Genomic DNA, 20,769 nt, shown 5'->3' on the forward strand with positions numbered 1-20,769 from the left:
AGGGATGCCCTCGGGTGCTCGCGCTGATGTGCGGGTTCAGGAACCATCGGTCGTCCTCCTCGCGGTGTTGCGTGCGGCATGCATCTCCTCCACCGTCTCGAACTCGCCTGCGCGGAGGCTGTGCCAGTAGCCGCGGAACTCGCGCCTGATGACGCGGGCGAGCAGATAGAGGCCGATCCCGTTGCAGACGGCGGGCAGGAAGAACACGGAATCCGTGAACACGATGACGGGGCCCAGCGAGACCGCCCCGCCGATCACGGTGAAGGACAGGAACACGACCTTGTAGACGTTCTCCGCGATGCGGTTGTCGCCGAACAGGTAGCCGAAGGCCTTCATCCCGTAGTAGGAGTTGCTCAGCACCGTGGAGACGGCGAAGAGCACCACGGCGATCGCGAGCAGATAGGGGAACCACTCGGCCACCGTCGCGAAGGAGCGGGAGGTCAGCGTCACGCCGTCCACCGCGTCCGGGTCCGCGTCGCGGAACACCCCTGTCGTCACGATGACGAGTGCAGTCATGGTGCAGACGATGATGGTGTCCACGAAGGGCTCGAGCGCGGCGACGAACCCCTCGGTCGCGGGTCTGCGGGTCTTCACGGCCGAATGGGCGATGGGTGCGTCGCCCACGCCTGCGGAGTTCGAGAACGCTGCCCGCTGGAAGCCCACGATGAGGGCGCCGACCGCGCCTCCGGCCACACCCTGCGGGTTGAATGCGCTCGTGACGATCTCCGCGAGGGCCGCGGGGATCGCGGTGAGGTTGACAGCGAGGATGATGAGCGCGCTCGCGACGTAGAGGACGGCCATGAACGGCACGAGTACCTCCGTCACCTTCGCGATCCCCTTGACGCCGCCGAGGATCGCCGCCCCCGTCGCGAGTGCGAGTGCGAGGCCGAGCACCCACCGGTTGTCGTCGAGCCACGCGCCGACGGAGCCGCCCCCGGCCACCTCGACGATCTGCGCGACCGCCTGGTTCGACTGGAAGGCGTTGGTGCCGATCGCCGCGATCATCATGAAGAACGCCCACAGCGCGGCCAGGACCAGACCGGTCTTCTTCAGCCCGATGTCGGCGAGTCCGCGGCGCAGGTAGTACATGGGGCCGCCCGAGACGGTCCCGTCCTCGCGGACGTGCCGGTACTTCACCGCCAGCATGCACTCGGCCATCTTCGTCGACATCGCGAAGAAGCCCGCGACGATCATCCAGAATGCCGCGCCCGGACCGCCCAGCGAGATCGCGACCGCGACGCCGGCGATGTTGCCCAGCCCCACGGTCGAGGCCAGGGCGGTCGCGAGCGCCTGGAAATGCGAGATCTCACCGGCAGCATCCTTGTCCGTGTACCGGCCGCGGACCAGCTGGATCGCATGGGCCATGCCCCTGACGCTGAGGAGCTTGAGCCAGACGGTGAAGAAGAGGCCCAGCAGCACGAGCCACAGGACGATGAGCGGGAACTGCGTGCCGAAGAGGGGCACGGAGTAGAAGACCACCGATTCCAGCCCGCGGGCGACGGGGCCGAAGCTGTTCTCGAGGAACGAGTCGAGGCTCCCCTCCGCTCCGACGGCGAGGACGGCCCCGGTTGCGGGGATCGTATGCGTGAAGGCGCTCATGGCACGACCACCACCGCGACGGGAGCGTGCTGGGCGAGCCGGCTCGCGGTGCTGCCGAAGATCGCGGTGCGCAGGTTCGCCTCACCCGTGCGGCCCACGAAGATGAGATCGCTGCCCTCCTTCGCTGCCATGTCCGCGAGCACCTCGGAGGGCCGCCCATGCTCGACCGAGGTCGTCACCTCGACGCCCTCGAGCAGGCCCTCCTCCTCGGCCCAGGCGAGCAGCGGATCGAGCACCTCGGCCTGGGCGCGGGCGATCTCCTCCCGGCGCCTCACCGGCCGCTCGAAGGTCTCCTCGAGGGACTGGATGTGGTAGCGCGACCAGTTGATGACGTGGGCGATCCGGAGGCGCGCGCGGAGGGCGTGGGCCCGTTCGAGGGCGAACCGCGCCGCGCGCCGCGCGCTCTCGCTGTGGTCGACGCCCACCAGGAGCGATTCCATCACCGGCCGCCGGGCCCCGTCCGCGCCGCTCATCGCAGCACCTCCCGCCGCGGAGAGCCTGTCGCCCGTCTGCGGGGCCTGTGATGCTGTGGATTCATGGTCTGTGTCCTCTCACGTCTTCGTGATCAGGTCATGAGCGAAGGGCTTGGTGGGCAGCGCTTCCGGGCGCCATCCGATCCCGCGCAGTGGCGAAGATCACGTGAACCATGATCTGTCATACAATCCACCGTGTCAACGGCGAGAACTCGCGGATATGCGTGAGCGTGAAAAGTATGATTGTCATACGCACAAGAGCGCCCCGATCATGATGATCGGGGCGCTCGACGGCGCTGAGGACCTCAGGGGAGACACTGGCCCCGAGGCGCGGAGCCTCAGCTCTCCGCTGTGAAGATGAGGTCGTGCCACTCCTTGTGATCGGCGCCCGTGATGTCCGAGATCACGTGCTTCACCTGGGTGTACTCGTCGAGCGAGTACTGCGACATGTCCTTGCCGAAGCCCGAGGCCTTGTACCCGCCGTGCGGCATCTCCGAGATGATGGGGATGTGGTCGTTGATCCACACGCAGCCGGCCTGGATCTCTCGGGAGGCCCGCTGCGCCCGGAACACGGACCCGGTCCACGCCGAGGCTGCGAGTCCGAAGGGCGTGTCATTGGCCAGCCGGATCGCCTCGTCGTCGGTTTCGAAGGGCAGCGCCACGAGCACGGGCCCGAACACCTCGTCCTGCACGATCTCCGAGTCCTGTGCGGCACCGATGACCAGAGTGGGCTCGTAGAAGGCGGTGCCCTCAGGGGCCTCGGCGGGGACCCTGCCGCCGCACAGCACCTGCGCACCGGTCTCCCTCGCGCGGTCCACCATGCCCGCGACGCGGTCCCGCTGCGCGAGGGAGATGAGCGCGCCCAGCTCCGTCGCCTCGTCTGCGGCCGCGCCGATGGTCACCTGTCCCATGAGCTCCGCGATCCGCGCGGTGAGCACCTCGAAGATGTCCGCATGCGCGTAGACGCGGGTCGCGGCCGTGCAGTCCTGGCCGGTGTTGATGAGTGCACCCGCGACGGCGCCGCGGGCGGCGGCCTCGACGTCCGCGTCCGCGAACACCACGAAGGGCGCCTTCCCGCCCAGCTCCAGATGGACCTTCTTCACCTGGCCGGCGGCCTTCGCCCCGATCTGGCGGCCCACCGCGGTGGAACCGGTGAAGGAGACCATGTCCACGTCAGGGTGGCTGATGAGCGGATCGCCCACCGCGAGCCCCGAGCCGGTGACGACGTTGATCACGCCCGCGGGGATGCCCGCCTCCTCGGCCGTCTCCGCGAAGATGAGCGAGGTCAGCGGCGTGAGTTCGGAGGGCTTGAGCACGATCGTGTTCCCGGCCGCCACCGCCGGCAGCACCTTCCAGGCGGCCATCTGCAGCGGGTAGTTCCACGGTGCGATCGAGCCGACCACACCGATGGGCTCGCGCCGGATCGAGGAGGTGTGGTCGCCGGAGTACTCCGCGCTGGCCTTCCCCTCCAGGTTCCGCGCGGCTCCCGCGAAGAACGCCACGTTGTCCACGACGCCGGGGATGTCGAAGCCGCGCGCCAGGCGGATGGGTTTGCCGCCCTGCCGGGATTCGAGGGCGGAGAGCTCCTCGGCGCGCGAGCCGAGGATGCGAGCCCAGGCGTGCATGGCCTCGGAGCGCTCGCCCGGGGTCCTGCGGGACCAGTCGCCGAAGGCGGTCCGCGCCGCAGCCACCGCCTCGTCCACATCCGCCGCCGAGGCGCCGGTCCCGCGCGCGACCTCCTCGCCGGTCGAGGGGTCGAGGATGACGTGGACCTCCTCGCCGCGCCCCTCGCGGCGCTCGCCGCCGATGTGCTGCAGTGCGACTGTCATGAGAACTCCTTGAATGGGGGGATCGTGGTGCTGGCATCGAGGGCGTCGTGGGCGCGGGCCGTGCTGTCGAGCGGTATCCCGATCTCGCCCTCCGGGAAGTCCCCGGGGCGGTCGTGCTGCGCGCCCTCGCCCTCCGGGCGCTCGACCGCCTCCGAGAGGCCCACGCCGCGGCCCCAGATGTCGCCGATCGTGTAGCCGACCGGGAACGGGTCGTCGGATTCGAGGATGAGCTGGTGGAAACCGGTGATCCAGCCTCGGCCCCGGATGGAGGGCACCACGGCATCCAGTCCGCCCACCGTGGTCCGCTCCTTCACGGTGGCGGTGAAGGTGGTGCCGAGCATGGACTCGTGGACGAACTCGTCGCCCACATCGAGTTCGCCGCGGGCGACCTTGGCCGCGACCCGCGCGCTCGTGCCGGTGCCGCAGGGCGAGCGGTCGAGGGTGCCCGTCCACGTGCGCGGGTCGGCCAGGTCCACCTCGCCGTTGGGCAGGACGACGGCGTTGCGGCCGTGGGTGCCCTCCGTCTGCGCGGGTCCGTGGATCATCGGCAGCGAGATGAGCCCGAGGTCCGGGATGACGGGGTGCGAGACCGGGATGGAGAGCTGCGCGGCCCGTGTCATCGCCGAGGCCGCCCGGATGATGTCCTTGGCGTTCCGGGGCCTGAGCTCCAGCCCCAGGTTCTCGCAGCGGGTCTGCACGTAGAACTGGCCGCCGAACACCACGTCCACCGGGACCGTCCCGTAGCCGGGCACCTCGAGCGGGTGGTCGAGGGCGAGGGCGAATGCGGGCACGTTGTCGAACTCGACGCTCACCGCCCGACCGTCGACCACCTCGGCCCGGACGGCCACGGTGCCGGCGGCGGTGTCCACGCGCAGGTGGGTGACGGGTTCGACGACGTCGACGGAGCCCGTCTCGATCATCGCGGTGACGGCGCAGATGAGATTGGAGCCGGACATGGGGCGGAAGCCGCCCTGCTCCATGACGATCATGCCGAAGTCGCTGTCGAACTCCGTGGGCGGCACTACGATGGGCGCGCAGAGGCCCGGATAGCCGCGCGGCTCCTGGAGGACCAGGGTGCGGAACGCGTCCAGATGCTCCACGCAGTAGCGCAGCCGGTCGGCCATCGTGGCGCCCTTGATCTTCATGGCGCTGCCGATCAGCACGCGGCCGGGCTCACCGGCGGCGTGGACGTCGACGGCCTGGATGACCTGTCGTCCCACGGACGATCTCCTCTCTCTGTGAAGGCTCCCGCTCAGGCCGTGACCTCGGCGCCGGCGGCGGCGAGCAGCGTGCGGAACTCGTCGAGGTGCTCCTCGCCGAGGTCCCGGAAGGGTCCGCGCATGGAGCCGGGGTTCACGCCCACCAGCCGGAGGCCGGCCTTGATGGCCGCGGCGTAGGTGTGGGACTCGAGGAACTCGCAGACCGGGGCGAGGGTCTTCCACAGCTCGCGGCCTCGGGCGAGGTCGCCCTGCACCCCCACCGCTTCGTACAGGTCCGCGCACTGGCGGGGGAGGATGCTGGCCGCACCCCAGACGCCGGCGGTCGCGCCGAGGGCCATGGACTGGAAGGTGAGGGTGTCCCAGCCGTTGAGCGCCTGGATGTGCTCGGCCTGCTCGACGAGGACCTTGTTGAACTTCACGTTGTCGCCGCCGGTGTCCTTGTAGCACGTGACCCCCGTGCGGCGGCCGAGCTCGCCGAGCTGCTCGGCGGTGAGCTCGACGCCCGTGGCATCCGGGATGTTGTAGTACATGATCGGGATGCCGATCGCCTCGGAGACCGCGCCGTAGTGCGCGATGAGCTCCTCGAAGCCAGGGGCGTCGTAGAAGGGCGGGACGATCATGACGCCGTCGGCGCCCGCGGCCTCGGCGTCCCGGCTGAGCTCGACCGTCTCGGTCGTGCTGAGTGCTCCCGTACCCGCGTAGACGGGTGCGCGGCCAGCGGCGGCCTCGACATAGGCCCGGTTGGCGGCCTTGCGCTCATCGAGGGTGAGCGTGGTGAACTCCCCCGTGCTGCCGCCGGGGACCAGGCCGTGGATGCCGCCGCCGAGGATGTGCTCGACCTGGGCTGCGATGCCGGCGCGGTCCACCTCGCCCTCGGGGGTGAAGGGGGTGACGACGGCGGCGAGGATGCCGTTCAGCTGTGCGGTCATGGGATGTTCCTTTCGGGTCTGTGCGTGTGTGCCGGGTGCGGGTCCCGGGCGGCCCGCCCTCGTCGGCGAGGGCGGAGGGTGGTGTGGCCGGGCGGGCGCGGGGCCCTGACCGGTGGGGGCTCGGCGCTGCTCAGAGCGCCCGGTGGCGGGGGCCTGCTGGGTAGCGGTGCGGGCTGATTCGGTTCAGGAGATCGGCGGGCAGCTCCGGCCGGTGGCCGAAGACGAGGTCGGAGGCGATCCGGGCCGAGGCCGGTGCCAGGGTGAGTCCGAGCATCGAGTGGCCGGAGGAGACGACGGTGTTCGAGAGCTCGCCCAGGAGCCCGATGACGGGCAGGCCGTCCGGAGTCATGGGCCGTACGCCTGCCCAGGGAGCCTGCTCGCCCGTGAGGTCGGCGGACTCCCAGCCGGAGAAGGCCTGAGCGGCGGCTCTGCGGATCGCGGAGACGCGGACGTCGTTGACCTCGTTGTTGCGGGCGCCGAACTCCATCGTCCCGGCCAGGCGCAGTCGGCCGTCCAGGGGAGTGACGGCGACCCGCGCGTCCTCGAGGGTCAGCGAGGTGCGCAGCTGCACGGGAGCCGGGGTGTAGTCGATGCTGTAGCCCTTGCCGGTCACGATGGGCAGGGGAACACCCAGCTGTGCCGTGAGCCTGCCCGCGTCCGCGCCCGCGGTGATGACGACGGCATCGGCCTCGATGCGCTCTCCGGAGTCCGTGAGCACGGCGGTCACGCGGTCGCCGCGGCGGACGAAGCCGGAGACCGCGGTGTCCTCGCGGACCTCCCCGCCCAGTTCGGTGATGCGGGCGACGAGCCCGCGGGTCAGCGAGTCCGGCTCCAGCTGGCGGTCGGAGGGGAAGAACAGGCCGTAGCCGATCGAGTCCTTCAGCGCGGGCTCGCGCTCCTGCACCGCTCCGTGTCCGTACAGGCGCTCCGGCACGTGCCCGAAGCTCTCGAACTGCGGCAGTGAGGCGCAGTGCTCCTCGAAGCGCTCGCGGGTCTCGAAGGCGAGGAGGACGCCGTTGGCGTGCATCTCGAAGTCGATGCCGTCCGCCCGGTAGTCGTCGAGGAGGTCGTTCGCATCCGCGCCCATGCGCAGGTGCACGTCGAGGCCCGCCTCGAAGTCGCGGGCATTGCAGTGGCGGGCCATCGCGAGGAGGAACTTCACATAGTCCGGTGCGAGGCGCGGGTGGATCGCGAGCGGGCTGTCGGGGCGCAGCATCCAGCGGATCCCCTGGAGGAGCACGCCGGGCGCGGGCACCGGTGCCGATTCCGCGAGGGCGATCTTGGCCGCATTGCCGTGGGAGGCCGCCTGACCGGCGCGTGCGGCCTCGAGCACGAGGGGCTGTCCGCCGGCGCGCGCGATCTCGTACGCGGTCGTGAGACCCACGACCCCTCCGCCGACGATGACCGTCCTCATCCCTGTCCCTCTCCGTCGAGTGTGCATGGCAGTCGCGGCTGTCGGATCCCGGCAGTCCGCGTGCATCCACGTGTCCGCACATGCACATGCCATAGTTTGTATGACAATCCAGTGTCAGGATGAGCCTACGTGTCCGCCCGGTGCGGGGTCAACGGGCCGCGAGGGGAATCTGCTGATGACGCGAGGACGCCCACTTCCCACGCAGACGCCCACTTCTTCAGGCCCACAGCTGGGCGTCTGCGAGAGAAGTGGGCGCCATGACGGGGCGTTCGCGGAAGGCGGGCGTCTGCGGGGGAAGCTGGGTGCGGGTGCGGACGCAGGTGTGAGGGGGCGCGCGGCGACGCGGTCAGTGCGCGCCGGGGCCCGTCTCGGCGCCGAGGAGGAAGGCGAGGCCGCGGGCGCTGTCGATCGTGTGGATCTCGAGGGCCTCGCGGATCTGCGCGTCCTCGCCGCTGCGGATGGCGCGCATGAGCCCCTGGTGGACCGCATGGGCGCGGACCGAATCGCGACGGGCGAACTGGTCGTAGGCGAGCACGATGGTCATCTGGGCCTCGACGACGGGCCAGATGCGCATGAGCAGGTAGTTGCCCGCCGCCTCCCAGATGCCGCGGTGGAAGCGGAGGTGCGCCTCGTGGACGAGGAGCGGGTCCTCGCTGCGGGAGGCCTCCTCGAACTCCTCCCAGGAGCGTTCGAGGAGGCGCATCCCCTCGCCGCTCGGATCGCGGACGATCTCGGTGATCGCCTCGGTGTCGAGTGCGACGCGCACGCGGGCGATCTCGAGCAGGCTCTCGGCCTCGAGGTGGGCCATCCGGTGGCCGCGATACGCCTCCTGGACGAGGTAGCCGTCGCGGGAGAGCTGGTTGAGCGCCTCCCGGGCGGTCGGCCGGCTCACGCCCAGCGCCGAGGTCAGCTCGGCCTCGACGATGCGCTGCCCGGGGCGCAGCTCGCCGGTGACGATGCGCCGCTTGATCTCGTCGACGACCCGCTGGCGGCGCTCCGTGTTCCCCGTGGGGGCGCCGTTCGCCGCCGCGGCGCGGGGGCTCGCTGCCTGCGTCTCGCTGATGACGGTCTCCTTGCATCGTGGGGCGGAGGCCCTGCCGGGAGGCGGGAAGCGCATGAGCGCTGAGCGAGGCCTCGCTCAGCGCTCATGCTAGCTCCCCGGCCGTGGGGCGCCGGAGCCGGATCTCCGGCGATGGGACGGCTCGGCCCCTCCTGCTTCGGCGGCGGCGACCCGGCGGCAGTGCCGCGGAGCCGCGAGCGGCCGGTGCCCGTGCGGGCCGGGGGCCGCCTCAGACGGGGAGGACCCGGCCGTTGACGAGGCCCTCGACGGCGAGCACATAGGCGGTGCCGACCTCCTCGTCCGTGACCGGGCGGTGGCCGGGGAACGCGGGGTGGTAGTGCGGGGAGTTCGCGAGGACGTCGGGGGAGACGGCGTTGACGCGGATGCCGCGCGGGGCCTCTGCCGCAGCGACCATGACATAGGCGTCCACGGCCCCGTTCGCGGCGGCCGCCGCCGCACCCGTGGCGATGGGCTCACGGCTGAGGACCCCGGTGGTCAGTGTGATCGACCCGCCGTCGGCCACATGGTCGAGGGCCGCCCGGGCCACGTCGATCTGACTCAGGGCCTTCGACAGGAAGCCGGAGAGGTAGTCCTCGTGCGTGAGCTCCGTGACCGGTCTGAAGGGCACCGCCCCCGAGGCGACGAGGACGGCGTCCACCGCGCCCACCGCCTCGAACAGGGCGCTGGTCGAGGCCGGGTCCGTGATGTCCACGCCCGGCTCCGTGGAGCGGGAGGCGCGGACCACCTCGTGTCCGCGCTCCTCGAGGGCCGCTGCGGCGACGCCGCCCACATTGCCGTTCGCGCCGATGACGAGGACCTTCATGCTGTGTCTCCTTCGCTTCCCGGGAGGGCTCCGCGGATCGGCAGACCTCCTGTGCAGACCGCCCGGGGTCCACGTTGTCATACAAAAGCGATTCAGGGAAGGGGTGCGACACGCATTCCGCCGGAAGTCCGCTGCGAGTTCGTCCCGGGCCCTGTGCCGATGCGGTGCTGAGCCGAAGGAGTAGGATGGACGGCCGCAGTGCCTGTGCAAGCGACGGAGAGAGGTGAGCGCAGTGCCCGACTGTCTTCACGGAGACGACGGCAGCAGCAGCGCCCAGCGCTTGCGCCCTCGACGGTACCGGCGCCTCATGGAGGCGAAGTACCGGCGCCGCCGCCTGACTGTGGGAGCCGCCGCGGTGCTCGCGGTGGGGCTCACGGTGACCGGGATCGCAGCGGTCGGGAAGCTGCAGGGCAATCTGTCCTCCGCACCGATCCGGGCAGAGGACGCAGCGCCCGCGCTGGGCGGGGAGTCGGGCATGAACCTGCTGATCCTTGGCTCCGACACGCGTGATCTCGACAGCGACGCCTACGGCGACGCAGGGGGCGCCCGCAGCGATGCCATGGTGCTCGCGCACCTGTCCGCGGACGAGTCCCGCATCGACGCGATTCAGATCCCGCGCGACACGGTGATGGAGATGCCCGCCTGTCCCGATACGGGCTCGGGGGAGTCGCCCGCGCACTACGGTGCCGTGAATTCCGCCCTCAACAACGGCCCCAGCTGCTCCGTGGCGGTGGTGGAAGCGCTCTCGGGCGTGCATATCGACCACTTCGTGGAGATGAACTTCGACGGTTTCGAGGCGATGGTCGAGGCGATGGGCGGTCTTCCGGTTTGCCTGCCCGAGGCGCTGCAGGACCCCAAGGCCAATCTCGATCTTCCTGCAGGTGAGCAGACTGTCAGCGGTGAGGACGCGCTCGCCCTCGCGCGGACGCGGCATGCGGTGGGCGATGGCAGCGACATCGCACGCATGGGCCATCAGCAGAAGGTGATGTCGGCCATCGTGCAGCGGGCCAAGAGCGCGGAGGTGCTCACCCGGCCCGACCGGCTGTACGGCTTCCTCGACGCCGTCACGTCGTCGCTCACCGTGGATCCCGAGCTCGAGTCCCTCACGGCGCTGGCCTCACTCGCCCGCTCGGCCGCCGGTGTGGAGAGCGGTGAGATCACATTCATGGTGATGCCGTGGCAGGAGGACGCACGCGACCCCAATCGGGTGGTTCCCTCGGAGGCCGCCGGCGAGGTGTTTGCGCGCTTGGGCGCGGACGAACCGGTTTCCGGCTCCGAGACAGGCGATGCGGCCGGGGACCCGGCAGAATCTGCCGGGACCGGGGATTCGGCCCAGCCCGCCGAGGCCGACTCCGCCCCGGTGCCCGAACGGGAGATGCGGTCGGCGGACTCGACCATGTGCGGCTGAGCTGCCGGAGCGGTCTTCCGGCGGACAGGGCGGGCGCATGGCTCACCACTGCAGCATCTCCGTGCCGGTGTCCGCGAACTCCGCGTCCCGCTTCTCGAGGTAGGCGGCCTTGCCTTCGGCGTAGTTCGGATTGCCGTACGTGCCCGCGCCCCTGAACTCGATGAGGTCGATATGAGCCGCGCACCGGCTGCCCCGAGGCGCGGAATCCCGCCTCGGGGCTGAGGGGCGGTCCGGTGTGCGCGGGCTCAGCCGCGACCCATGCCGTAGAACTCGGCGTTGGGCCGCATCGCCATGACGTTCGCCATGCGGTTGGAGAGCCCGAAGAAGGAGGCGACTCCCGCGATGTCCCAGATGTCCTCGTCCGTGAAGCCGTGGGCGTGCAGGGCCTCGAAGTCCGCCTCGTCCACGGTCTGGGCGGACTGGGAGACCCGCATGGCGAAGTCGAGCATCGCCCGCTGCCGGGCGCTGATGTCGGCCTTGCGATAGTTCGCCGCGACCTGGTCGCTGATGAGCGGGTTCTTCGCCCGGATGCGCAGGATCGCCCCGTGGGCCACCACGCAGTACTGGCACTCGTTCGCGCTCGAGGTCGCGACGACGATCATCTCGCGCTCGGCCTTCGTCAGGCCGCTCTCCTTCTCCATGAGCGCATCGTGGTAGGCGAAGAACGCGCGGAACTCGTCCGGCCGGTGGGCCAGGGCGAGGAAGACATTGGGGACGAAGCCGGACTTCTCCTGCACCGCGAGGATCCGCTCACGGATGTCCCCGGGGAGCTCGTCGAGGGAGGGAACGGGGAAGCGGCTGATCGGGGGCTCGGGGGTTCCTGCGGCTGCGGTCTGCTCGGTCATGGGTCTTCTCCATCTGAGGGGGGTGGGGGTGTGCGAGGCGAGCCTGTCCGCTCTGCGGGATCGGAGGGGCGGGAGTGTGCGGTGTGCGGCCGACTGGTGCGCCGTGCCGCGGGCGGGAGGAGTGTCCTCAGGCCTCGATGAGCGGGACGATCACCCGACCGCGCACCTGCCCGGCGAGCAGCCTCTCCGCCGTGGGCAGGCAGTCCTCGAGGGAGACGGCTTCGGTCATCGGCTCGAGCACGGCGGGGTCGAGGTCCCGGGCGAGCCGGCGCCACGCCTCCCGGCGGTCCTCCTGCGGGCACATGACGCTGTCGATGCCGGCGAGCGTGACACCGTGGAGGATGAAGGGCGCGACGGTGGCGGGCAGGTCCATCCCGGCGGCCAGACCGCAGGCGGCCACGGTGCCCCGGTACTTGGTGGAGGCGCAGACGTTGGCGAGCACATGGCCGCCGGCCACATCGACGGCACCGGCCCACTGCTCCTTGGCCAGCGGCCTGCCGGGCCCCTCGAAATCGGAGCGGGGGAGGATCCGCGCAGCGCCGAGACCGATGAGGTACTCCTCTTCCTCCGGCCGGCCCGTGACCGCGACGACCGTGTATCCGAGCTTCGAGAGCACTGCGACGGCGATGCTGCCCACGCCTCCCGAGGCACCGGTGACGAGGACCTCGCCCTGCTCCGGCGTGACCCCGTGGCGTTCGAGGGCCATGACGCACAGCATCGCCGTGTACCCGGCGGTGCCGATGCTCATGGCCTGCTGCGGGGTGAAGGCGGATTCCAGGGGCACGAGCCAGCCCGCGTCGACGCGGGCGCGCCCGGCGAGTCCGCCCCAGTGGCGCTCGCCCACGCCCCAGCCGTTGAGAACCACCTGGTCGCCCGGCGCCCAGTCCGGGCTCGAGGACTCCGTCACGGTGCCGGCGAAGTCGATGCCGGGGACCATCGGGAAGCTGCGGACGACCTTGCCGCTGCCGGTGAGGGCGAGGGCGTCCTTGTAGTTGAGCGTTGAGCAGTCCACGCGCACCGTCACGTCACCGGCGGGCAGCCGGTCAGCGGGGACGTCCGCGACCTCGACCCGCTGTCCTCCCTCGTCCTCGCTGATCAGCAGGGCCCTGAAGCTCTCGGTCATGCTCTGTCCTCCTTCTCTGCGGCGTCAGCGCCGCTGTGGAGCGCCGGTGTGGCGCTCTGTGTGGTCTGCGATGGGCCCGATGATCCCGGTGGGTTCTGTGCGGGTTCCGGCGCCTCGGCGCCGATCATGGTGAGGAAGCCGTCCTCGAAGGCGAGGAGGGCTCCGGGGCCGCCGTCGAGCTTGGCCCGCAGCACCGCGCCCTCCCAGCCGATCCAGAAGACGCGGGCGAGCTGCCGACAGTCTGCGCCCGCGCGGATCTGGCCTGCGGCCTCGGCGGCTCGCAGGCATCCTGCGGTCCGCTCCTCCCAGTCCTCGAGTGCGGAGACGATGCGTGCGCGGAAGGAGCCGGGCAGCGCCCCCATCTCCTGCCCGAGATTGCCCACGAGGCAGCCGCGCCGGTAGTCGTGCTTCGCCATGCCTGCGGTGGCGTCCGCGATGAATGCGCGCAGCTGCTGGAGCGGGCTGAGGGAGGCATCGGTGAACCAGCGGTCCAGTTTGGCGGCGAAGTACTCGGCGTAGGAGTCCACGGCGGCGAGGCCGAAGGCCTCCTTGCTGGGGAAGTAGTGGTAGAAGGAGCCCTTCGGCACGCCTGCGGCGGTGAGCACCTCGTCGATCCCGACGGCGCTCAGGCCCTTCTCGGTGAGGATCGCGACTCCCGCGCGCAGCAGCTTCTGCCGCGGGGCATCGGGAGCGCTCTGGTCCTTGCGGGGGCGGCCGCGCCTCCGGAGGGCGGGAGGGCTCTCCTCCGCGGGCGCGGGGAGCGACGGTGTCATGTCTATTTTCTAGACCGTTCTACTCGGTAAATCAAGGGGTGGGTGCCGGGAGTGGGACGAGCGCCTCCTCTGGCTCGCGTTGAGCTCCCCGTTCCGGTTCGACGGCGAGATGCGCGCCTTCCTCGCGGACACGGACGGCAAGCAGACGCTGCAGGATGCGCTCGACCACTATCACGCGACGCGCGGGGGAGGGGCGAAGGACATCGATCCGCAGTTCGAGTACAACCGATTCACGCGTGCCTGGCACGAGGCGCATCCGGACGGCTCGCGCGAGGAGCTGGCCGAGGCTTGGCGTGACTGCCGTCATCGCCCGGTGGATGAGCGGGGCCGCATCTAGTCGGGGCTGGATGACGACGATCGAAGAGCTGAGGGAGGCGTGACGGCAATGGCACTGACATCTGAGGAATACCTCGCCAATCATCCCATGGACACCGAGATGCGCGCGCAGATCGACGCGCACAAAGCACGGATGCTCGCCGAGGTTCGGGCGTACCGGCTGCGTGAGCTGCGTGAGCAGGCAGGGCTGACTCAGGCTCAGCTTGCCGAGCGCATCGGTGTAGGTCAGCGACAGGTCTCCAAGATCGAGTCCGGCGACCTCGAGAATGCGAAGGTCGGCACTGTCCGTCGCTGCCTCGAGGCTGTTGGTGGGGGCCTCGCGCTGGAGTACGTGGCTGGCGATCAGCGGGTTCAGGTGGCCTGACGGGGCTGACGCGGGCCTGCCGCGATGACGGCTGACACGCCTCAGGCCTGAGGGCTCTCGCCTGCGAGGCACTTCTCGTAGACCGCGACCCAGGCGGCGAATACGGCGGCACCGGCGGCGAACGGGACGATCGATTCCTTCGCCGTACTTGTGCCGCGCAGCGCCGCCGTCGCGGAGAATGCCCCAGCTGCGAGGTTGATCGAACCCCAGACGAGGTTCCTTCCGGGCCCGGAATCCTGCCCGCCGAGCGGGGTGAGCATATGTTGGCCTCGGGCTGCCGTGGCCAGATGGGGCACGCTGTTGGCCGTGAGGACGCCGACGGTGAAAGCTCGCCAGCTCCACCCTCCGCGTCGAGTGCCGCCCATGCCCGGCTGTCGTCTCCTGTTCATCATGGGGACCCCTTCCTCGTGGTCGACCTCCTCCCACGCTACCGCTGTCGGCACACGGGGATCGGTCACCTCAGCACCGCACAGGTTGTTCTGCGCCGGAACTCCATTGAGTCTCGATTTAACGTCTAGTGTTAATGACGATGCCCGTTATATGCTGGTCTCGTGATCAGATCGTTCGGAAGCAAGGACACCGAGCGGCTGTGGCGTCGTGATCGCGTGCGGTCGATCGATCCGAGGATCCATCGGGTCGCACTGCGCAAGCTTCGTCAGGTCGGGGCCGCGGAGAGCCTTGACGACCTCCGTATCCCGCCCGGTAACCGCCTCGAGGCGCTGAAGGGCGATCGGGCCGGTCAGCACAGCATCAGGATCAACGACCAGCGGCGGATCTGTTTTGTATGGATGGACGCCGGACCGGAGGAGGTGGAGATAGTTGACTACCACTGACAAGATCGCCCCGATCCACCCGGGAGAGGTCCTCATGGAGGACTTCATCGAGGGCTTCGGGATCACTCAGAACAAGCTCGCTGTGTCGATCGGAGTGCCACCGCGGCGGATCAACGAGATCGTGCACGGCAAGCGGGGAATCAGCGCGGATACTGCGCTGCGGCTTGCGAAGTACTTCGGGACGTCGGCGGAGTTCTGGATCAATCTGCAGAGCCACTACGAGTTGGATCAGGCGGAGGACCTAGCGGGAGAGCAGATCGCCGCGATCACTCCATTGAGCGTCGTCTGAGCGGCCCCGCCCCTATGGGCAGGGCCGCTCAACCCGCGCCCCTCACCCCACGTGCGCGTCCGCGAGGCTCAGCGCCTCATCGATGACGTCGAGGCCGGCGCGCAGGTCCGCATCGGCGATGTTGAGCGGCGGGACCACGTGGATGCGGTTGAAATTGGCGAAGGGCAGCACGCCGCCCGCCCTGATCGCGCCCAGCACCGCGTTCATCGCCTCCGAGCTGCCGCCGTAGGGGGCCAGCGGCTCGCGCGTCTCCCGGTTCCGCACCAGTTCGATCGCCCAGAAGCAGCCGAGGCCGCGCACATCGCCCACCGAGGGGTGGCGCTCCTTCATCTTTTCCAGGCGCGGGCCGATCACCTCGCGGCCCAGGCGCGCGGCGTTCTCGATCATGCCCTCCTCGCGCATCGCGGTGATCGTCGCGACCGCCGCCGCACACGCCAGCGGATGGCCGGAGTAGGTGAGCCCGCCGGGGTACTGCCGGTCGACGAAGGTCCCGTAGATCGGCTCGGCGATGATGACGCCGCCCAGTGGGACGTATCCGGAGTTCACGCCCTTGGCGAAGGTGATGAGGTCCGGGGCGATGTCCCAGTTGTCGACCGCGAACCAGGCCCCGGTGCGTCCGAAGCCGGCCATCACCTCGTCCGCGATGAACACGATCCCGTGCTTCCGAGTGAGCTCCCGGACGCCTGCGAGGTAGCCCGGGGGCGGCGCGTAGATGCCCGCCGTGCCCGGGACCGTCTCCAGCACGAGGGCGGCGATGTTCGCCGCGCCCTCCAGCGTGATCATGTCCTCGAGGTGGCGCAGCGCCCGCTCGGTCTCCTGCTCCGGGGTCTCCGAGCCGAAGTGCGAGCGGTACGTATAGGCGGGCATGAAGTGCACGACGCCCTCGCCGGAGGAGTCGTTGGGGAAGCGCCGCGGATCGCCCGTGACGTTGACCGCCAGCTGCGTGCCGCCGTGGTAGCTGCGATAGGCGGAGAGCACCTTCTGCCGGCCCGTGTGCAGGCGGGCCATGCGGATCGCGTGCTCATTGGCATCGGCCCCGCCGTTGGTGAAGAACACCCGGTCCAGGCCCTCCGGCGCGAGATCCGCGATGAGGCGGGCGGCCTCGGAGCGGGCGCCGTTGACGTGCTGCGGCGCGATGGTGCAGATGTCCGCCGCCTGCTCCTGGATCGCCTGGACGACTGCGGGGTGCTGGTGGCCGATGTTCGTGTTCACGAGCTGGCTGGAGAAGTCGAGCAGCTCGCGGCCCTCGCCGTCCCACACCCGGGAGCCGGCCGTCCGGGTGATCGTCATGGGGTCGAAGGGCCCCTGCGCCTGCCAGGAGTGGAACACGTGCTTCCGGTCGAGCTCATGGGCGCGGCGGCCCCTGGTGAGTGCCTCCTCGCTCACCGGGTCGTGCTGGGAGCCGGCCTGTGCGGAGCCGGGAGCCGTGCCCGAGGCGGCAGAGGCCTCGGCGACAGGAGCTGCGGTGCCGGCGGCCTGCGGATCCGCAGATCCCGCCTCGGGCAGGGTCTCGTTCTGTGTGACGGTCACTGTGCGCCTCCTCGGGCGTGGACGGGGGCCGGCGCCGCTGAGCGGGCGCGGCCGGGCGGACTGAGGTGCGATGAGCTCAGGCGTTTGTGGGGAAGCCGAGGTTGAGGCCGCCGTGGCTCGGGTCGAGCCAGCGCTTGGTGACGACCTTGCCGCGGGTGAAGAAGTGCACGCCCTCCGTGCCGTGGGCGTGGGTGTCGCCGAACAGCGAGTTCTTCCAGCCGCCGAAGCTGTAGTAGGCCATCGGCACGGGGATCGGGACGTTGACTCCCACCATGCCCACCTGCACCTCGTTCTCGAAGCGGCGGGCCGCACCTCCGTCATTGGTGAAGATCGCGGTGCCGTTGCCGTAGGGGTTGGCGTTGATGAGCTCGAGGCCCTCGTCGTAGCTGCTCACACGCACCACGGAGAGCACCGGGCCGAAGACCTCGTCCGTATAGACAGACATGTCGGGAGTGACGCGGTCGAACAGCGTCGGGTTGAGGAAGGCGCGCTCGCTGTCCGCGTCCACGCTCACCTCGCGGCCGTCGAGCACGAGCTCCGCGCCGGCCTCGACGCCCGCGTCGATGTAGCCGGCCACCTTGTCCCGATGCGCGGCGGTGATGAGCGGACCCATGTCCGTGCCGCGGGTGCCGTCGCCGACCTTGAGGGTGCGCGTGCGCTCGGCGATCTTCGCGACGAGCTCGTCCGCGATGGAGTCCACCGCGACGACCACGGAGATCGCCATGCAGCGCTCGCCCGCGGCGCCGTAGCCGGCGTTGACCGCGGAGTCCGCCGCGAGGTCGAGGTCCGAGTCCGGCAGCACCAGCATGTGGTTCTTCGCCCCGCCGAGCGCCTGGACGCGCTTGCCGTGCGCCGCAGCCGTCTCGTACACGTACTTCGCGATGGGGGTGGAGCCCACGAACGAGACGGAGGCCACCTGCGGGTCCGTCAGCAGCACGTCCACGGCCTCCTTGTCCCCGTGGACGACCGTGAAGACGCCCTCGGGCAGGCCCGCCTCACGCCACAGCTCGGCCATCCAGTTGGCCGCGGAGGGATCCTTCTCGCTGGGCTTGAGCACCACCGTGTTGCCCGCGGCGATCGCGACGGGGAAGAACCACATGGGCACCATCGCGGGGAAGTTGAAGGGCGAGATGATCGCGGAGACGCCCAGCGGCTGGCGGACGGAGTGCACGTCCACGCCGGTGGAGGCGTTCTCCGTGTGACCGCCCTTGAGGAGGTGGGGCATGCCGCAGGCGAACTCGACGACCTCCTGGCCGCGGCTGATCTCGCCGAGGGCGTCGGGAAGGACCTTGCCGTGCTCGGCCGTGAGGATCGCGGCCAGTTCCTCCTTGCGCTCGTTGAGCAGCTCGCGGAAGCGGAAGACGATCTGGGTGCGCCTGGACAGCGAGGTGTCGCGCCAGCCGGGGAAGGCGGCCGCGGCCGAGGCGACGGCCTCGCGGGTGAGGTCCGCGCTCGCCAGCGGCACCTGGCCGGAGACGACGCCGGTGGCGGGGTTGACGATGTCCGCGGTGCGCGAACCGGCGGGTGCGGCGAACGCCTGTCCGTCGATCCAGTGGCTGAGCGTGGTCATGCGGGGCTCCCTTCGTGGAAGGCTGGCTGGGGTGTGGGGTTCCTGCGGGCTCCGGTGCGGTGTGCTGTCGCGCCGTCGCGCTGGGTGGGTGGGCTGCCGTGCCCCTGCGCACGGTCGAGGCGGGGCCGGACAGTGCCGGGCGCCCGCAGAATGTCACTTCCCTGTCCGAGCCGGGTGCACGGCACTGTCCACCGGGACCAGCATGACCGTCTCAGGGGCTCAGGGGAAGTGACGATCCGTATGCGTTCACCGCGCGTGTTTGACGGTGTGTAACCTTCAGGCATGGTGGATTCCACGGTGACGGTGCGCTCGGTGCTGGACGTCGACGAACTGCGCCGAGGTCTGCCGGATGTGCTCACGGGCACCGAGCTCCTGGACCGGCCGGTGAGCTGGGTCCACATCGCGGAGACGGAGGAGGTCGCCTCGCTCCTGGAGGGCGGCGAGGTCATCCTCTCGAGCAGCGCGATGTTCCGCTCTTCGCCCGAGCGCACCCGCGCCTTCCTCCGGCGGCTGCAGGCGGCCGGTGCCGCGGCCTTCGTGATCGAGGTCGTCGACGTCTCCGGTCACCCCGATCCGCGGGCGCGACGGATCGTCGCCGAGGCCGCCTCCGGCATCGATCTGCCCGTGGTCGTGCTCTCCGCACGGGTGCGGTTCGTGCGGATCACGCAGGCTGCGCACCGGATGCTCATCGGCGCGCAGCTGGCGCGGGTCGAGTTCGCCCGCCGCGTGCACGAGGTCTTCACCGAGCTGAGCCTCGAGGGTGCGGACGAACAGCGCATCGTCGCCGTGACCGCAGAGCTCGCGGACACCCCCGTCGTGCTCGAGGACGCCGTCCACCGGGTGCTCGCCTACGAGAGCGGGGAGGTGCCGGCCGATGCGCTGCTGGCCGACTGGCCGCGCATCCCGGCGCAGGCGGGTGCGAGCGCGCGTGTCGGAGCTTCGGCGGACTCGGAGGGGCAGATGCCGCCGGTGTCGCATGCTGAGCGCGGTGCGCAGGGCGTAACCGGTGCGCGGGCCGCGGCGGGTGTGCAGGTGCCGGTCGGAGTGCCGGGCAGGCGGTGGGGGCGGCTCGTGGCTCCCTTCGCCTCGTCCGCGGATGCCGATGCGGCGCAGGTGCTCGAGCGCGCGGGACAGGCGCTCACCCTGGCGCGCATGGCCAGTCAGGGCGAGCGGGACCTCCTGCAGCAGGCCACGGTGGAGTTCCTGCACGAGCTCATGGGCCGGTCGGGCATGGGCGAGCAGCAGGCGCTTGCGCGCGCCGCGTCGCTGGGGATGCGCCCGAGCGAGGTCTACGTCCCCGTCGCGATCCGCCTCGGCGAACCCAGCGGTGCCGAGCCGCGCGATGCGCAGCTGCGGGAGCGTGCGCTCAGGGAGGAGTTCGGTGCCGCCGCACGGCAGGCAGGTGTGCCGCTGCTGTCCGGCGGACTGCGGTCCGGCGTGTTCGCGGCGGTGCTGGGACTGGCCTCGGACCAGGACTGCGATGCCGTGCTCACGGCGGTTCTCACCAGGGTGAACGCCTCGTTCGGGCAGCTGGGTGAGGCGCAGGTGCGTCCCGAGGCGAGGGTCGAGGCGCATGCAGGAGGCGCCTCGGCCGTGCTCCGAGCTGCGGGGGCTTCAGCCGGCCGTGGCGCGGAGGGGCGGCTGCTCGATGTGGGCGTGGGGAGGTCCTCGGCGCGGATCACGGAGGCGGGGGCGGAGCTCGAGAGTGCGATCCAGGTGGCGGGGATCGTCGCGACGATGCAGGTGCACAGGCGCCCGTTCCACCGGTTCGCGGACGTGCGGCTGCGCGGTGTGCTCGCACGCCTGCGGGAGGCGCCGGTGCTGCGGGCCTTCGCCGAGGCGGAGCTGGGCCCGCTGCTGTCCGACCGCTCCGTACGGGGAGGGGAGGCGATGCGCGGTGCGCGGTCCGGACGGAGCCAGGCCGGGCAGTCGCAGGCCGGTCGGGTCCGAGCGGGTGGTGGCGCTCCCGGCGAGGGCGGCGCCTCGGCGGCAGGAGGCTCCGGCGGCGGCGCCGCGGGAGATCCCGAGGCCCTGAGATTCCTCGAAGTCCTGCTGCGGGAGGGCGGAAGCAAGACCGCGGTCGCCCGTGCCCTGCACCTGAGCCGGCCGGCGGTCTACGCCAGGGTCCGCAGACTGGAGGAGCGGCTGGGCGTCTCGCTCGAGGACGCGGAATCGCGGACCTCCCTCCACGCCGCGCTCATCTGGCTGCAGACGGAGGGGCTGGGCGGGAACGGGTCTGACGGCGCGGCTGACACGGGCTCGTCGGCATGACGGTGGTCAGCTCCTGCACAGTCTGGGCGAGCGAGCTGTCGATGTGATGCGATGCCGACAGTCAGTCCCAGCGGCAGTTC

Annotated in this window: 20 protein-coding genes; 6 read left to right on the plus strand and 14 right to left on the minus strand. The window is 70.6% G+C overall.

Annotated features, from left to right (window positions below; translation table 11 throughout):
* Positions 1–36: 36 nt before the first annotated feature.
* The 8 genes from K318_RS21785 to K318_RS0112925 all read right to left on the minus strand — a co-directional run bounded on the left by K318_RS21785 (position 37) and on the right by K318_RS0112925 (position 9,347).
* Positions 37–1,599 carry an alanine/glycine:cation symporter family protein gene (locus K318_RS21785; protein WP_051297978.1) on the minus strand — a complete coding sequence of 521 codons (1,563 nt, stop codon included), beginning with the start codon at positions 1,597–1,599 and terminating at the stop codon, positions 37–39.
* Positions 1,596–2,072 (minus strand): universal stress protein, encoded by a 477-nt coding sequence (locus K318_RS0112895; protein ID WP_051297979.1) that lies wholly within the window; start codon positions 2,070–2,072, stop codon positions 1,596–1,598. The genes K318_RS21785 and K318_RS0112895 overlap by 4 nt, the downstream gene beginning before the upstream one ends.
* Positions 2,073–2,410: 338 nt before the next feature.
* Positions 2,411–3,901, minus strand: a complete 1,491-nt coding sequence (locus K318_RS0112900; protein WP_035281910.1) for a gamma-aminobutyraldehyde dehydrogenase — start codon at positions 3,899–3,901, stop codon at positions 2,411–2,413.
* The gene (locus K318_RS21790; RefSeq protein WP_084500187.1) at positions 3,898–5,121 is read right to left on the minus strand and encodes a proline racemase family protein; all 1,224 of its coding nucleotides are present in this window, start codon (positions 5,119–5,121) and stop codon (positions 3,898–3,900) included. Before K318_RS21790 ends, K318_RS0112900 begins: the two co-directional genes overlap by 4 nt.
* 32 nt (positions 5,122–5,153) lie before the next feature.
* On the minus strand, positions 5,154–6,050 hold the full coding sequence (locus tag K318_RS0112910) for a dihydrodipicolinate synthase family protein (RefSeq protein WP_029089786.1): 897 nt from the start codon (positions 6,048–6,050) through the stop codon (positions 5,154–5,156).
* A 130-nt stretch (positions 6,051–6,180) separates the two neighbouring features.
* Positions 6,181–7,464, minus strand: coding sequence for an FAD-dependent oxidoreductase (locus K318_RS0112915; protein ID WP_029089787.1), 1,284 nt, complete (start codon positions 7,462–7,464; stop codon positions 6,181–6,183).
* A gap of 346 nt (positions 7,465–7,810) precedes the next feature.
* Positions 7,811–8,581, minus strand: coding sequence for a GntR family transcriptional regulator (locus K318_RS0112920; RefSeq protein WP_051297980.1), 771 nt, complete (start codon positions 8,579–8,581; stop codon positions 7,811–7,813).
* Positions 8,582–8,753: 172 nt separating this feature from the next.
* Positions 8,754–9,347, minus strand: a complete 594-nt coding sequence (locus K318_RS0112925; RefSeq protein ID WP_029089789.1) for a short chain dehydrogenase — start codon at positions 9,345–9,347, stop codon at positions 8,754–8,756.
* A gap of 307 nt (positions 9,348–9,654) precedes the next feature.
* Here K318_RS0112925 and K318_RS21795 point away from each other — a divergent pair, with 307 nt between their 5' ends.
* Positions 9,655–10,755: an LCP family protein gene (locus K318_RS21795; RefSeq protein ID WP_051297981.1), complete on the plus strand. Its 1,101-nt coding sequence runs from the start codon at positions 9,655–9,657 to the stop codon at positions 10,753–10,755.
* Positions 10,756–11,000: 245 nt separating this feature from the next.
* On the opposite strand, the gene K318_RS0112935 is transcribed toward K318_RS21795, so the two are convergent.
* The 3 genes from K318_RS0112935 to acuR all read right to left on the minus strand — a co-directional run bounded on the left by K318_RS0112935 (position 11,001) and on the right by acuR (position 13,496).
* A complete protein-coding gene (locus tag K318_RS0112935; RefSeq protein ID WP_035281912.1) occupies positions 11,001–11,600 on the minus strand; it encodes a peroxidase-related enzyme in 600 nt (199 codons plus the stop codon).
* 127 nt (positions 11,601–11,727) lie between these two features.
* Positions 11,728–12,723, minus strand: coding sequence for an acrylyl-CoA reductase (NADPH) (gene acuI, locus K318_RS0112940; protein WP_029089791.1), 996 nt, complete (start codon positions 12,721–12,723; stop codon positions 11,728–11,730).
* On the minus strand, positions 12,720–13,496 hold the full coding sequence (gene acuR, locus K318_RS21800; protein ID WP_084500188.1) for an acrylate utilization transcriptional regulator AcuR: 777 nt from the start codon (positions 13,494–13,496) through the stop codon (positions 12,720–12,722). Before acuR ends, acuI begins: the two co-directional genes overlap by 4 nt.
* A gap of 79 nt (positions 13,497–13,575) precedes the next feature.
* Between acuR and K318_RS21805 the strand changes: the two genes are divergently transcribed.
* Together K318_RS21805 and K318_RS0112955 are read left to right on the plus strand one after the other, a co-directional pair.
* On the plus strand, positions 13,576–13,833 hold the full coding sequence (locus K318_RS21805; protein ID WP_211233331.1) for a hypothetical protein: 258 nt from the start codon (positions 13,576–13,578) through the stop codon (positions 13,831–13,833).
* 48 nt (positions 13,834–13,881) lie between these two features.
* A complete protein-coding gene (locus K318_RS0112955) occupies positions 13,882–14,196 on the plus strand; it encodes a helix-turn-helix domain-containing protein (RefSeq protein WP_029089792.1) in 315 nt (104 codons plus the stop codon).
* 41 nt (positions 14,197–14,237) lie between these two features.
* Here K318_RS0112955 and K318_RS24795 read toward each other — a convergent pair whose 3' ends face one another.
* The gene (locus tag K318_RS24795) at positions 14,238–14,639 is read right to left on the minus strand and encodes a hypothetical protein (RefSeq protein ID WP_169721471.1); all 402 of its coding nucleotides are present in this window, start codon (positions 14,637–14,639) and stop codon (positions 14,238–14,240) included.
* A 108-nt stretch (positions 14,640–14,747) separates the two neighbouring features.
* On the opposite strand from K318_RS24795, the gene K318_RS0112965 reads away from it, so the two are divergent.
* Both K318_RS0112965 and K318_RS0112970 read left to right on the plus strand, forming a co-directional pair.
* A complete protein-coding gene (locus tag K318_RS0112965; protein WP_029089794.1) occupies positions 14,748–15,029 on the plus strand; it encodes a type II toxin-antitoxin system RelE/ParE family toxin in 282 nt (93 codons plus the stop codon).
* Positions 15,016–15,318: a HigA family addiction module antitoxin gene (locus tag K318_RS0112970; protein ID WP_029089795.1), complete on the plus strand. Its 303-nt coding sequence runs from the start codon at positions 15,016–15,018 to the stop codon at positions 15,316–15,318. Before K318_RS0112965 ends, K318_RS0112970 begins: the two co-directional genes overlap by 14 nt.
* 42 nt (positions 15,319–15,360) lie before the next feature.
* Here the strand turns inward: K318_RS0112970 and K318_RS0112975 are convergent, their stop codons facing one another.
* A complete protein-coding gene (locus K318_RS0112975; protein WP_029089796.1) occupies positions 15,361–16,704 on the minus strand; it encodes an aspartate aminotransferase family protein in 1,344 nt (447 codons plus the stop codon).
* Positions 16,705–16,924: 220 nt separating this feature from the next.
* Positions 16,925–18,418: a CoA-acylating methylmalonate-semialdehyde dehydrogenase gene (locus K318_RS0112980; RefSeq protein ID WP_029089797.1), complete on the minus strand. Its 1,494-nt coding sequence runs from the start codon at positions 18,416–18,418 to the stop codon at positions 16,925–16,927.
* Positions 18,419–18,700: 282 nt separating this feature from the next.
* Here K318_RS0112980 and K318_RS21810 point away from each other — a divergent pair, with 282 nt between their 5' ends.
* A complete protein-coding gene (locus K318_RS21810) occupies positions 18,701–20,689 on the plus strand; it encodes a PucR family transcriptional regulator ligand-binding domain-containing protein (RefSeq protein WP_051297982.1) in 1,989 nt (662 codons plus the stop codon).
* Positions 20,690–20,769: the final 80 nt, after the last annotated feature.

The organism is Brevibacterium album DSM 18261, from assembly GCF_000426445.1.
Classification (GTDB): Bacteria; Actinomycetota; Actinomycetes; order Actinomycetales; family Brevibacteriaceae; genus Brevibacterium; species Brevibacterium album.